Genomic DNA, 12,345 nt, shown 5'->3' with positions numbered 1-12,345 from the left:
TAAAAAAGAGCCTCAACATTGTTAAGACTCTACGATAAATTCTAGTTTATAGAACAAATAGCCCTAGACTTATCTGAAGACCAGCTTCAACCTTCATCATCATATCTTCATCAAGGCAACCAATTTTTTCTCTTAATCTTTTTTTGTCTATCGTTCTTATCTGCTCCAATAAAATTACTGAATCCTTATTAAGTCCATATTCATTAGAACTAATTTCAACATGCGTAGGTAATTTTGCCTTGTTTATCTGCGAAGTTATAGCTGATACTATCACAGTAGGGCTGTATTTGTTACCGACATCATTTTGTACAATTAAAACGGGTCTTACTCCCCCTTGTTCCGATCCAATTACTGGACTTAAATCTGCGTAGTACAAATCCCCACGCTTTATATCATTATTATTAGTACTCACCTTTAGCAATCTCCCCCTCATCTTTTTCGTCGGAAGATAAAACTTCTATTGTCATTCCAAGTTCTGCTAAAGATAAATTAATTTGACCCATTTCTTTATAACCCGCTTTCATCGATTCATTTGAAAAAATCCTTTTTTTCTGAGTTATATAGAACTGAAAAGCTGCTTTTGCAAAATCTTCTCTATTAGTATTCTCCAACTGAACTATTGTATCAACTTCAGTTATAAGAGAATCAGGTAGAGTAAATTCAATTTTTTCATTATAGTTATCTTGCACAAAATCGCCTCCCAGAATATACTTTATAACCTATTTTAACAAATAACTAGTCACTTTGGCAATTCTATTATTTTCCATGTATACTCTATCAACTCTTCTTGATACCATACACAGAACTTCGTAGTTTATAGTACCTAAATCTTTAGCTATTCTCTCTGCGGTTGCTTCACCTTCTCCAAATAGTATAACCTCATCGCCAACTTTTATGTCTAAATCTTTGTCTATTCTTACCATAAGTTGATCCATACAAATTCTACCAACTACATCACACATTTGATCTTTTATTAAAACTTTTGCATTTTTTTGTAGTCTAGTAAATCCATCTGCATAGCCAACTGCAACAGTCGCTACTGTTTCAGGTTTTTCAGCTATATAAGTAAATCCATAACTTATACCGTCACCCTTTTCCACCCTCTTAATGTTCGTAATTGTAGATTTAAACTTAAGTACAGGTCTAAGCTCTATTCTATCTTTAAAAACTTCATCTGATGGATAGTGGCCGTACAGCATTATTCCCGGTCTTACCATATTGAAATTTGCCTCAGGTAAATCAATAGTAGCTGCGCTATTTGATACATGCTCTATAGGTGCACTTACCCCTTTTGCTTTTAATCCTTCCACTACAGACATGTAATTTTTAAGTTGCTCTTTTGTCTTAGTCTTATCAGTCTCATCAGCAGTCGCAAAGTGCGTATACAGTCCTTCAAGTTCTATATTATCCAATTTACTTATTTTTGCTATTTCATCAATTGATTGTTCATTCGGCTTAAAACCTATTCTATTCATACCAGAATCTATCTTTACATGAATCTTAGCTTTTATACCTAAACTAGAGGCAACTTCGGCTATTTTCTCTGCTATTTCACTTTTATATACTGTTAATGTCAAATTTGCAGAAACAGCTTCTTTTATACTTTCTTCAGTAGTATACCCCAACACAAGTATTGGTGTTGTCACACCATTTTGTCTCAACTCTACTCCCTCTTCAGGTCTAGCAACAGCAAAGTAATCTACATTTTCTTTTTCAAGTGCTTCTGCTATCTCTACTGATCCACACGAATATGAGTCAGCTTTTAATATACAGCATATTTTAACATCTTTTTTGATAAGTTTTTTAATTCCCGCTAAGTTATATCTCAAGTTGTCTAGGTTTACTTCCACCCAAGTAGGTGCTACTGTTTTTTTCATAATCAAACCCCCATCATCATTTGAATTTAAATTCTTTATAGTCAACTATAAACCTAGGAGTCCCTTCAATGTCTAAGATCTCCATTTTTTCTGGAAATTTAGTTTCTGAATTTATATACAGGAGTTGTTTATTAAAATACTTCATATCACCTGGTATATTTGTCTCTAGCACTAAATCACCATTCTTTAACTTCATATTTACTTCCTCATTTTTAAGGTAATTTTTTATAAAATCACCTATAAAAAGATACTGATTGTTTTTACCAGCATTAGGAAGTTCTACCAAGTCGTCGATCTCTGGGTTCTTTACTAAGATTTTATCGCCCTTGTACTCGATGGTTTTACCTTTAACATGTTCTGGTGAGATAACTTCTAGTCTATAATTGTCCGTCTTTTTGTATGAGTGAATATATTCATACTCATGAGGACTTTTATTTCCTACCACCTTTACCTTTGCTTTACATGTGTACTCATTCATTGTATAAATTTTATTTTGAAAATCTTTATACACTTCTTCTTTTGTGGACGCTCTCTTTTGGCAACCTATAATGATTATAACCATCGCCAAAAACATAATACCTAAAATAGTCCACTTCTTTTTCACATAATTCCCCCTAATAAAGTTTATTCATTATATAATGCCTTTATTATATCGTATCTACAAATTATGCCTTTTAGTTTACTGTCGTTATCTACCACGGGTACTCGGTTTATAGATTTTTTAATCATGATATTTGCCACATAATCAAAAGAATCATTTTCGTTGACCATTATAATATCTTTTGACATTAAATCTTCTACCTTATAAGCTGCTACTTTTTTTATGTCATTTTCCATCTTTCTTATATCATCTAAAAAAATTATTCCTTCAAGCAGATTAACAAACATCGGAGGTTCAATGTACTTTTCCTTTTTAATAATATCTGTTTCAGAAATTATACCTACTACCTTATTTTCAGAGTTTATTACTGGAAGTCCACCAATTCTTTCCTCAATAAGAAGCTTTGCAACATCTGCAATACTATCTTCTTCTTTTGCTACTATAACGTCAGTAGTCATCACTTCTTTTGCTGTTTTATTCATATGAAATCACCCCTAGTTCTTTAAAATTACAATTGCATTGGCTACAGCGTATTCTTTACAGTGGGAAATCGAAACTTTAATTTCTAAAACATTATAATCTATGCAAATTTTATCTAGATTATTATACGTTTTAACCATCGGCTTTCCATCTTCATTTCTAAGTACTTCTATATCTTTGAAGTTAAATCCTCTAATTCCAGTCCCAAGAGCCTTGCTAATAGCCTCTTTTGCAGCAAAATTACCTGCTATACTATGAGGTTTATATCCATTTGACTTAAAAAGTTCTATTTCTTTTTTAGTAAATATTCTCTTTAAGAACCTCTCATTTTTTTCAATTGCTTTGGCTAATCTACCAATTTCAACAATATCTGTTCCTATATCAAGTATATTCATCTGTTACTACTCCATATGTTTTATTTGCTTTATAACATTATACTACAAAATAATATAATTTATCTAAACATTTTAAATATTTATATTCTTTGCCATTTTGCAATTTTTATGTTACTCCACATTTAAATTATACCTTATACTGCCAATAATTTTCTATATAGTGGACTTTAAAAATACAAAGGATGCCATAAGTAGTTTAAATTACCGTATGACATCCTTATCTTTATATGATCTTATACTTTTTATAACTAAAAAATTTCTCTAGTTTGAACTTAATTTGTATTTGATTCTATTTAGAATTTCTTGCTTTAATCATTATAATTTTTTATTAAAAATTAATTAACGCTAAGATTCTCAGATTCAGTATCTGAATCTTCACCAGTAAGAAGGCCTGTAATTTTTTTATTAAACATAAGAATCACTACTACACCAATTACAAGCATAATAGGTATAGCAATAAAAACTTGCATTAGACCCATCTTTTCAATAATTCCTTGAACATAACCAGATGCTTTATTAGCAACAAAAGTAGCTGCTGTCCATACACCCATTAATAGAGAAAGATATTTAGATGGTGCAAATTTACTTACTAGAGAGTTACCTAAAGGTGAAAAACACATCTCTCCTGTTGACTGGAAGATTATAAATAGTATCAGCCAAATTACACTTGTTTTAACAGTTGCCGGCGCTCCTACACCTCTAGTTACTTCAGCTAATATCACGAATACAAAGCCTATTGCCAAGAAGAAAAAACTCAGAGCCATTTTTTGAGCCATAGTTAGGTCACCTTTTTCCCTCATTGATAGTTTAGTCCAAATTAGAGCCATAATAGGGCCTAGAGCTATACACATAACACTATTAAATGTAGTCTCAACCCACATTATAGGTATTTCAAAACTCCCAACTTTCATATTTACATAGTCCTTCATATATAGTGCAAGAGAGGATCCTGCTTGATTGTAAAATACCCAGAAGAGTATTGAGAAGAATGATAACAAGAATATACCTATAACTCTGTTTCTTTCTTTTTTAGTTAGTGGCTTACTTGATTTATTTTTAGATATGTCTGCATTTCCTGATTTATCAAGAACTTTTTGAGGATATTTACCTGCATCACCTAGATAACGAGATAATAGTGTAAATATAGCCCCACCTAGTAAAGTTACAATACCTGCAAGCAAGAAACATTGTCTAAATCCTAATACAGTTACTCCACCTACAACAGTTGCAAATACGGACGTGTATAGAATACCTATACTCATAGAACCAGCTAAAGCTCCAATATTTACAAAAGTATAAGATATTGAAAAAGCTGAGTCTTTTCTTTTCGGATCATCGTATAACTCACCGATAAGTGCACTAAGGTTTCCTTTAAAAAATCCGGTACCAATAGATATTAAAATAATCATTGCATGAACCCACATAACACTAGTTGCAAAATACCCAACTATATATCCTATTCCCATAATTAGAGAACCAATCATTACGCAGTATCTAGCACCTATCCATCTGTCGCAAATCATACCACCAAATATTGGTGCTAGATACGTAAAAGATATTAAATTTGCTGCGATAACAGCTGCATCAGCATTGTCTAGCCCTAGCCCACCTTTTGCAACTGTCTCTGCTAAAAATAGTAATAATAGCGTCTTACATCCATAATAAGCAAATCTCTCAAATGTAAATGCTAAACTGCAAATATACAACCCCTTCGGATGTTTATTTGATACACTTGCATTTGTACTCATTAAAAAACCCCCTTTTTATTGTTATAGTTTTATCAGTTATTATTGCGCACTTCCTATTTAATCGTAGCACTCAAATAATTTAATTTCAATAAATAAAAGAGATTTTCGTTTGTCATTTCACCACATAAATCCGTATTTTTCAACATTTTTATGATAATACGATATTTATATACATATTTCTAAATAAAATATAGTATAAAATTTAAAAGGACATTATTCCAAATACATAATAAATATAGTTATAATTTTAACCTTATTTTAAAAAATAAAACCATCTTCCTTAGCTTATCTTTAAAGAAGATGATTTTATTTTATATTTATAAATTATTATTTCCAATTTGCCGATTGTGTCAATATTACTGTTTTCTCTTTTTGAACATTGACAAATCCCTCTAGGATACTTGCGTCTTTAAAATTTCCATCTATCTTTATACGTAGATCCCCTTTTTTTAGCCCGGCAACGAAAGGAATATGATTTTTAAGAACAGCTCTATCGCCTTCAGTAGTTCTAAATATAACCATTTCCACGTCATCCTTGTAAAAAACTTCATCAGGAGTAACTACTTCTAGCGAAAATTTACTAGCCATACCTATGCACGCCCCTTAGCTTTTTCTCTAACTTCTTCTATAGCTCCTGCAAATAAGAATGATGACTCAGGTAAATCATCGTGCTTTCCTTCAAGTATCTCTTTAAATCCTCTCACAGTCTCTTTAACTGGAACATATTTTCCAGGTAAGCCAGTAAATTGTTCTCCAACTGTAAATGGTTGAGATAAAAATCTTTGTATTTTTCTAGCACGAGCAACTATAATCTTATCTTCGTCAGATAGCTCATCCATACCAAGTATCGCTATGATATCTTGTAGTTCTTTATATCTTTGAAGTATCGATTGTACCCCTCTGGCAACTTCGTAATGCTCTTTACCAACTATAGATGGATCAAGAACTCTTGACGTCGATTCAAGTGGATCAACAGCTGGGTATATACCAAGTGATGATATTTGTCTCGATAAAACTGTCTTTGCGTCTAGATGCGAGAATGTAGTCGCTGGCGCAGGGTCAGTTAAGTCATCCGCTGGTACGTAAACCGCTTGAACAGATGTTATTGATCCTTTTTTAGTAGATGTAATTCTCTCTTGTAGAGTACCCATCTCTGTTGCTAGTGTTGGTTGGTATCCAACAGCTGACGGCATACGTCCTAGAAGAGCCGAAACCTCAGAACCGGCTTGTGTGAAACGGAATATGTTATCAACAAAAAGAAGAACATCTTGTCCTTGTTCATCTCTAAAGTTTTCCGCCATTGTCAGTCCAGTTAAAGCAACCCTCATTCTGGCACCAGGTGGCTCGTTCATCTGACCAAATACAAGAGCAGTCTTATTTATAACTCCTGACTCAGTCATCTCACCATAAAGGTCGTTACCTTCTCTAGTTCTCTCTCCAACTCCTGCGAAAACTGATATACCACCGTGTTGTTTGGCTATATTATTTATTAACTCTTGTATAAGAACTGTTTTACCAACTCCAGCCCCACCAAATAGACCTATTTTTCCACCTTTTAAGTATGGTGCAAGTAAATCAACTACTTTAATACCTGTTTCAAGTATTTCAGCTGTTGTCTCAAGTTCATCATATTCCGGTGCTGGCCTATGTATAGGTAATTTTGGAGCGGACTCTGGTGCAGGTTTCCCATCTATTGGTTCACCAAGAAGGTTAAATATTCTACCTAATGTATCATTCCCAACAGGAACGCTTATTGGTCCACCTGTATCTTCTGCCTCCATACCTCTTACAACTCCGTCTGTAGCACTCATTGCAATACATCTAACTGTATCGTCACCTATATGTTGTGCAACTTCGGCAACTATTTCTTTGTCTCCTAACTTAATTACTAATGCATTTAATAAGTTAGGTAGGCTTTTCTCATCTTCAAATTTAACATCTAGTACGGCTCCGACTATCTGTACTATTTTACCTACATTTGCCGCCATTTCCTAACCTCCCTATTTTAGAGCGTTAACTCCGCCAACTATCTCCGTTATCTCTTGAGTTACGGCTGTTTGTCTAGCTCTATTGTAACTCAATTCAAGATCTGATAGCATTTCATTTGCGTTGTCTGTCGCAGATTCCATCGCAGTTCTTCTTGCACCTTGCTCTGATGCGAAAGATTCTATAATTCCTCCATAGATTACGCCTGTTACGTAATTAGGAATTATATAGTTCAATACACTTCCTGGCGATGGCAGATATTGCACCTTTGATCTAGATTTCTTTTCTTCTTTTATTTCTTCTGAAGTTTCATCTTCAAATACTAGCGGAAGTAATTTTATAAGTTTAACTTCCTGAACAAGTGGTGACTTGAATTTTGTATACGCAAAATAAACTTCATCCACTTCTCCATTCTTATATAAATCCATTAATTTTAGTGATATTTCAGATGTATCTGCATAAGTACAACCCTCTACAGCTTCTACTGATCCAGCTACATTATAATCTCTTTTCGAGAAATATTCATAAGACTTTTTACCTATAGTTATTACTGTTTCTTTTTTGCCATCCATATGGTTAGCAGCTTCCTTTAGGACATTAGAGTTATACCCTCCAGCAAGACCTCTATCCCCAGCAACAACTACATAGCATCTATTCTTAACTTCTCTTTGTTTCATAAAAACATTATTGACTTTAGTTGAGCCAGCGATATCTTTAACAGTATCATATAAAGTCGCAAAATATGGTTCTGTGCTCTCTGCTTTTTCTTTTGCTTTTCTAAGCTTAGAAGAAGAAACCAGTTCCATAGCTTTTGTGATCTGCTTAGTACTTTCAACACTGACCATACGAGTCTTAATTGCTTTAATTCCTGCTCCTGCCAATTACTTTACCTCCTTTTTTAAAAAGGATTACGCTTCAACAACAAATTTTCCTTTGAAATCTTTTATTGCATCTGTTAATTTAGAAGCGAAGTCTTCTCCTGCTAATATTTGTGCTGATATCTCTGGATAATTGTCGTTTACGAATCTATATAATTCAGACTCAAATCTAGGTATATCTTTTATTTCTATATCTTCTAGGAAGTTGTTGATTACAGCATAGATTATCATAACTTGATTCTCAACACTGATAGGTTTATGCTCATCTTGTTTTAAGATCTCAACAATTCTTTCCCCTTGAGCAAGTCTCTTCTTCGTATCTTCATCTAAGTCAGATCCGAATTGAGAGAATGCTGCTAGCTCTCTATATTGTGAATATGCAAGTTTTAATGTACCTGCAACTTTCTTCATTGCTTTTATTTGCGCAGAACCTCCAACCCTTGATACAGATATACCAGGGTCAACCGCTGGTCTAACTCCAGAGTAGAATAATTCTGGCTGTAAATATATTTGACCATCTGTTATAGATATAACATTAGTAGGTATATAAGCAGAAACATCACCAGCTTGAGTTTCTATGACAGGTATGGCAGTCATTGACCCCCCACCTAATTCATCAGATAATTTAGCTGCTCTCTCTAGTAGTCTAGAGTGTAAGTAGAATACGTCTCCTGGATAAGCTTCACGACCTGGTGGTCTTCTAAGTAATAGAGACATCTCTCTGTATGCAACTGCTTGCTTACTTAAGTCATCATATACTATAAGTACATGTTTACCATTGTACATAAATTCTTCACCCATAGCTGCTCCAGCATAAGGTGCTATATATTGTAGTGGTGCAGATTCAGAAGCTGTAGCTGATACAACTATCGTGTAATCCATAGCCCCACCTTTTTCTAAAGTGTTAACTAATTGCGCAACTGTTGAACGTTTTTGTCCAATTGCTACATATATACAAATAACATCTTTGTTCTTTTGATTAAGTATCGTATCTATGACTATTGAAGATTTACCTGTTTGTCTATCCCCAATTATAAGCTCTCTTTGTCCCTTTCCTATAGGAATCATAGAGTCTATAGATTTGATACCTGTTTGTAGTGGCTCAAATACTGATTTTCTATCTATTATACCTGGTGCTTCAGATTCTACTGGTCTAGTTTTTTCGTATTCAATATGTCCTTTACCATCTATAGGTTGGCCAAGTGAATTTACAACTCTACCTATTAATCCGTTACCAACAGGAACCTCAACTACTTTACCTGTTCTTTTGACAATGTCACCCTCTTTGATTCCATCATCATCGCCAAGTATAACGGCACCTACAACTTCTTCTTCAAGGTTTAGTGCCATACCATATACTTCTCCTGGGAATTCTAATAGTTCTCCAGACATTGCTTTCTCTAATCCATAAACACTAGCAATACCGTCACCAACTGTTAGAACACTCCCAGTGTCTGTCAATTCAATTTTATTTTCATAGTCCTTTATCTGTTGCTTTATTATAGAACTTATCTCTTCAGGTTTTAAGTTCATGGGTTCACCGCCATTCTTAAGATATAACTTGAGATAGTTGTTCTCTTAAATTACTCAAGCGAGTTTTTATAGTTCCATCTATCTCTTCATTTCCAAGTCTAACTAGAACTCCTCCTAGTATAGTCTCATCAACTATATTCTCTAATATAACATTTTTATTGTATTTACTTGAAAGTTTAGTTTGAAGTTCATTCAATTCAGTTTCACTCATTGCGATAGCGCTTATAGCTTTACCTTCAAGTATATTATTTTTTTCATTTATCAACTCTTTATAAGAATCTCTAATGTCCTCAAGACAGACTATTCTATCTTTGTCTACTAAAATTTTTAAAAAGTTTTTTACATTGTTACTTATCTGATCTGAAAAAACTATATTTAACAGATTCTTTTTTTCTTGTTTGGCTACTAAAGGCGATTTTAAAGCTTTAGTTAACTCATTGCTAGATTTAATTGAATCTAGAACTTCATTGAGTTCTTTGTACAATACATTTGATGAGTTTTCTTCTTCACCTATTTGAAATAGGGCTTCAGCATATCTACTTGCTACCACATTTATCATTTAGCTTCCCCTACCTCATTAATAAAGTTGTTAATAAGCTCTTCATGTTTTGCCTTATCTATATCTTTTTCGATAACTTTAGCCGCCGCAAGTAACGCTATATCAGATACACTTGCTTTAATATCATTCATAGCTTTTTGTCTTTCTTTTGCTATTTCTTCGCTAGCCTTTTCTTTAATATGTGCTGCTTCTTGTTTAGCTTCGTTAACTAATTCCTCAGACTTGCTTTCTGCTCTAAGAGTAGCTTGTTTGATGATCTCTTGACCTTCTCTCTTAGCAAGCCCAACTTTTTCTTCGTATTCCTTTTTAAGCGATATACCTTCAGCTCTATTCTTTTCACCTTCAGTTATATTAGCTTGTACATCTTTTTCTCTAGCTTCAATTATTTTCATAACTGGCTTGTATAAAAGCTTATTTATAATGAAGAATACTAAGAATGTATTGAAAATCTGAAAAAAGTATTCTGCTGATAAAGTTACCAATGGCTTAAGCTCCATTATAAGCCTCCTTCCTTGAAATATAGCTTGTGATTTGATTTACCAATTGAAAGTATAATTGATAATAAGCTACGACCTAACCCTTAAATAATTGCTTATTCTTATAACCATGGGTTAGCAAATACAAGGATTATAGCTATAACTAGACCATATATTGCTGAAGACTCTGCTATCGCGTCTCCCAGTAATAGTGTAGACATTATGTCTCCTTTAGCTTCTGGTTGGTTACCAACTGCCTCTGATGCTTTACCTGCTGCATAACCTTGACCTATACCTGCACCTATACCTGTCATAACTGCTAGACCTGCTCCTATTGCTGATCCTGCTACTGCAATTGCTGTTGCCATATCCATAATAACTTCCTCCTTAAATTTACATAAGTTTTATTTTTTATATTATTGAAAATTACTCTACTTCTGCTTCAGATCCCACAAATACCATTGTAAGCATTATAAATATAAATGCCTGTAGACATCCCGCAAAGATATCAAAGTATAAATGTAGTGGAACCGGAATTACTAATTGACCAAATGGGATAGTTACATTAGGTATCAACGTAGACAGATAGCCTAAGAATTGATACACTAAACTCATTATTATAGTTCCTCCCATTATATTACCAAAGGGACGGAAACTCAATGATATTGGTCTTGCTATCTCACCAACTATATTGATAGGTAAGAATATCGGCACTGGATCTATAAATCCTTTGAAAAATCCCATACCTTTGTTTTTTAGAGCTGTGTAATAAATCATAACAACTGTTATTGTTGCCCACGCAAGTGTAGTATCTAAATCTACTGTAGGCGATCTAAGACCCACAAGCCCTATGATGTTCGAGAATAAAAAGAATAAGAACAAACTACATATATAAGGAATTATAAATGGCAGTGTTTTTATTGCTCTTTCTCCCATTGTTTCTTTGACCAGCTTATTAAGTGATGTTATTGCAAATTCTAAAAAAACCTGAACTTTGCTTGTAGGATCTTTTTTAAGATTTCTAGTTAAAAGATAAGATGCAATAGCCAGAAAAGCTATGATAATCCAACTGACTATTACAGTCTCACTTAGCCAAAAATCACCAATTCTAAGTATATATTTTGCTTGATAATTCATGCTCTACTCCTCCTTTCTGTAAATTTATCTATTAATAATTTCTTAATAAATATAACAAATTGTGGACTTACTAGTCCCAATGCTGATCCAAAAACATTTAAATGAGGAGCCTTAACTGAAACAAATAAGACTGCTATACTTATCGCCATCCTAGTAACATACCCAAATGAACTTTTAAGTTGGGATTTAAATTTAGAGGCAACCTCAGGCGATAAAGATCGTTCGATGTTTATAGCGAGTAGTCTGAAGTTTAACATGGCAATTAGACTTCCAAATATAATACTAGTTACCATTGGTCCACTAAAATTACCTGTTATAACTAAAATTGCAATAATAATAATATCAAATACTACTATTCCCTTTGTAACCCATTTCACTTGAGCAGCTAATTTTGCATCCAAATTATCACTTCCTTTTTGTGAATACTATCAAAGTTTTATATGAACTACTAAATGCTCCTCCAACACCTAATATTAAAAATATTATTGTAAGTATGGGGCTAGTATCAAACTTAGCATCTAAGAATCTTCCTACTAAAGTACATCCTACTATACACACTGCGATAGTCAACCCCAGTTGTGTTATTAAAGACAGTGCCCTCAAGATTTCTCTTCGCTTCTTTCCATCCATAAGTAATGCTACCTTTCCACTAGAGAGAGTTTTTTAAAATAATTT

At 33.4% G+C, this 12,345-nt stretch carries 17 protein-coding genes; all 17 read right to left on the bottom strand.

Annotated features, from left to right (window positions below; genetic code table 11):
- Window positions 1–46 precede the first annotated feature (46 nt).
- The 17 genes from KQI18_RS12485 to KQI18_RS12405 all read right to left on the bottom strand — a co-directional run bounded on the left by KQI18_RS12485 (window position 47) and on the right by KQI18_RS12405 (window position 12,300).
- The gene (locus KQI18_RS12485) at window positions 47–433 is read right to left on the bottom strand and encodes a type II toxin-antitoxin system PemK/MazF family toxin (RefSeq protein WP_216468284.1); all 387 of its coding nucleotides are present in this window, start codon (window positions 431–433) and stop codon (window positions 47–49) included.
- On the bottom strand, window positions 402–689 hold the full coding sequence (locus KQI18_RS12480) for an antitoxin (protein ID WP_216468283.1): 288 nt from the start codon (window positions 687–689) through the stop codon (window positions 402–404). The genes KQI18_RS12485 and KQI18_RS12480 overlap by 32 nt, the downstream gene beginning before the upstream one ends.
- Before the next feature lie 30 nt (window positions 690–719).
- Window positions 720–1,877, bottom strand: a complete 1,158-nt coding sequence (gene alr, locus KQI18_RS12475; RefSeq protein ID WP_216468282.1) for an alanine racemase — start codon at window positions 1,875–1,877, stop codon at window positions 720–722.
- Window positions 1,878–1,893: 16 nt separating this feature from the next.
- Window positions 1,894–2,481, bottom strand: coding sequence for a germination lipoprotein GerS (gene gerS / locus KQI18_RS12470; RefSeq protein WP_216468281.1), 588 nt, complete (start codon window positions 2,479–2,481; stop codon window positions 1,894–1,896).
- A 20-nt stretch (window positions 2,482–2,501) separates the two neighbouring features.
- Window positions 2,502–2,960, bottom strand: a complete 459-nt coding sequence (locus KQI18_RS12465) for a CBS domain-containing protein (protein WP_216468280.1) — start codon at window positions 2,958–2,960, stop codon at window positions 2,502–2,504.
- Between the two features lie 12 nt (window positions 2,961–2,972).
- Complete coding sequence (gene acpS / locus KQI18_RS12460) at window positions 2,973–3,353, bottom strand: holo-ACP synthase (protein WP_216468279.1); 381 nt, start codon at window positions 3,351–3,353, stop codon at window positions 2,973–2,975.
- A gap of 335 nt (window positions 3,354–3,688) precedes the next feature.
- Window positions 3,689–5,101 (bottom strand): peptide MFS transporter, encoded by a 1,413-nt coding sequence (locus KQI18_RS12455; RefSeq protein ID WP_216468278.1) that lies wholly within the window; start codon window positions 5,099–5,101, stop codon window positions 3,689–3,691.
- A 327-nt stretch (window positions 5,102–5,428) separates the two neighbouring features.
- Window positions 5,429–5,689, bottom strand: a complete 261-nt coding sequence (locus KQI18_RS12450; RefSeq protein WP_216468277.1) for a F0F1 ATP synthase subunit epsilon — start codon at window positions 5,687–5,689, stop codon at window positions 5,429–5,431.
- 2 nt (window positions 5,690–5,691) lie between these two features.
- Window positions 5,692–7,089: a F0F1 ATP synthase subunit beta gene (gene atpD / locus KQI18_RS12445; RefSeq protein ID WP_216468276.1), complete on the bottom strand. Its 1,398-nt coding sequence runs from the start codon at window positions 7,087–7,089 to the stop codon at window positions 5,692–5,694.
- A 12-nt stretch (window positions 7,090–7,101) separates the two neighbouring features.
- Window positions 7,102–7,968, bottom strand: a complete 867-nt coding sequence (gene atpG, locus KQI18_RS12440) for an ATP synthase F1 subunit gamma (RefSeq protein ID WP_216468275.1) — start codon at window positions 7,966–7,968, stop codon at window positions 7,102–7,104.
- Between the two features lie 27 nt (window positions 7,969–7,995).
- Complete coding sequence (gene atpA / locus KQI18_RS12435) at window positions 7,996–9,498, bottom strand: F0F1 ATP synthase subunit alpha (protein WP_216468274.1); 1,503 nt, start codon at window positions 9,496–9,498, stop codon at window positions 7,996–7,998.
- A gap of 16 nt (window positions 9,499–9,514) precedes the next feature.
- Window positions 9,515–10,057 (bottom strand): F0F1 ATP synthase subunit delta, encoded by a 543-nt coding sequence (locus KQI18_RS12430; protein WP_216468273.1) that lies wholly within the window; start codon window positions 10,055–10,057, stop codon window positions 9,515–9,517.
- Window positions 10,054–10,554, bottom strand: a complete 501-nt coding sequence (gene atpF / locus KQI18_RS12425; protein WP_216468272.1) for a F0F1 ATP synthase subunit B — start codon at window positions 10,552–10,554, stop codon at window positions 10,054–10,056. The genes KQI18_RS12430 and atpF overlap by 4 nt, the downstream gene beginning before the upstream one ends.
- 101 nt (window positions 10,555–10,655) lie before the next feature.
- Window positions 10,656–10,901 (bottom strand): ATP synthase F0 subunit C, encoded by a 246-nt coding sequence (atpE, locus tag KQI18_RS12420; protein ID WP_216468313.1) that lies wholly within the window; start codon window positions 10,899–10,901, stop codon window positions 10,656–10,658.
- Between the two features lie 58 nt (window positions 10,902–10,959).
- A complete protein-coding gene (gene atpB, locus KQI18_RS12415) occupies window positions 10,960–11,670 on the bottom strand; it encodes a F0F1 ATP synthase subunit A (protein WP_216468271.1) in 711 nt (236 codons plus the stop codon).
- Complete coding sequence (locus KQI18_RS12410) at window positions 11,667–12,071, bottom strand: ATP synthase subunit I (RefSeq protein WP_216468270.1); 405 nt, start codon at window positions 12,069–12,071, stop codon at window positions 11,667–11,669. The genes atpB and KQI18_RS12410 overlap by 4 nt, the downstream gene beginning before the upstream one ends.
- 4 nt (window positions 12,072–12,075) lie before the next feature.
- The gene (locus KQI18_RS12405) at window positions 12,076–12,300 is read right to left on the bottom strand and encodes an AtpZ/AtpI family protein (protein ID WP_216468269.1); all 225 of its coding nucleotides are present in this window, start codon (window positions 12,298–12,300) and stop codon (window positions 12,076–12,078) included.
- Between the last annotated feature and the right edge of the window lie 45 nt (window positions 12,301–12,345).

The sequence above is a fragment of the Metaclostridioides mangenotii genome (genome assembly GCF_018917235.1).
In the GTDB taxonomy this organism is placed as follows: domain Bacteria; phylum Bacillota; class Clostridia; order Peptostreptococcales; family Peptostreptococcaceae; genus Metaclostridioides.
This window is presented reverse-complemented; position numbering and strand designations above follow the sequence as displayed.

Bases quoted from the DNA above. Each gene is read 5' to 3' on its own strand.
- KQI18_RS12485 (WP_216468284.1), bottom strand. From the start codon at position 433: ATGAGGGGGAGATTGCTAAAGGTGAGTACTAATAATAATGATATAAAG.
- alr (WP_216468282.1), bottom strand. From the start codon at position 1,877: ATGAAAAAAACAGTAGCACCTACTTGGGTGGAAGTAAACCTAGACAAC.
- KQI18_RS12465 (WP_216468280.1), bottom strand. From the start codon at position 2,960: ATGAATAAAACAGCAAAAGAAGTGATGACTACTGACGTTATAGTAGCA.
- acpS (WP_216468279.1), bottom strand. From the start codon at position 3,353: ATGAATATACTTGATATAGGAACAGATATTGTTGAAATTGGTAGATTA.
- KQI18_RS12455 (WP_216468278.1), bottom strand. From the start codon at position 5,101: ATGAGTACAAATGCAAGTGTATCAAATAAACATCCGAAGGGGTTGTAT.
- KQI18_RS12450 (WP_216468277.1), bottom strand. From the start codon at position 5,689: ATGGCTAGTAAATTTTCGCTAGAAGTAGTTACTCCTGATGAAGTTTTT.
- atpD (WP_216468276.1), bottom strand. From the start codon at position 7,089: ATGGCGGCAAATGTAGGTAAAATAGTACAGATAGTCGGAGCCGTACTA.
- atpA (WP_216468274.1), bottom strand. From the start codon at position 9,498: ATGAACTTAAAACCTGAAGAGATAAGTTCTATAATAAAGCAACAGATA.
- KQI18_RS12430 (WP_216468273.1), bottom strand. From the start codon at position 10,057: ATGATAAATGTGGTAGCAAGTAGATATGCTGAAGCCCTATTTCAAATA.
- atpF (WP_216468272.1), bottom strand. From the start codon at position 10,554: ATGGAGCTTAAGCCATTGGTAACTTTATCAGCAGAATACTTTTTTCAG.
- atpE (WP_216468313.1), bottom strand. From the start codon at position 10,901: ATGGCAACAGCAATTGCAGTAGCAGGATCAGCAATAGGAGCAGGTCTA.
- atpB (WP_216468271.1), bottom strand. From the start codon at position 11,670: ATGAATTATCAAGCAAAATATATACTTAGAATTGGTGATTTTTGGCTA.
- KQI18_RS12405 (WP_216468269.1), bottom strand. From the start codon at position 12,300: ATGGATGGAAAGAAGCGAAGAGAAATCTTGAGGGCACTGTCTTTAATA.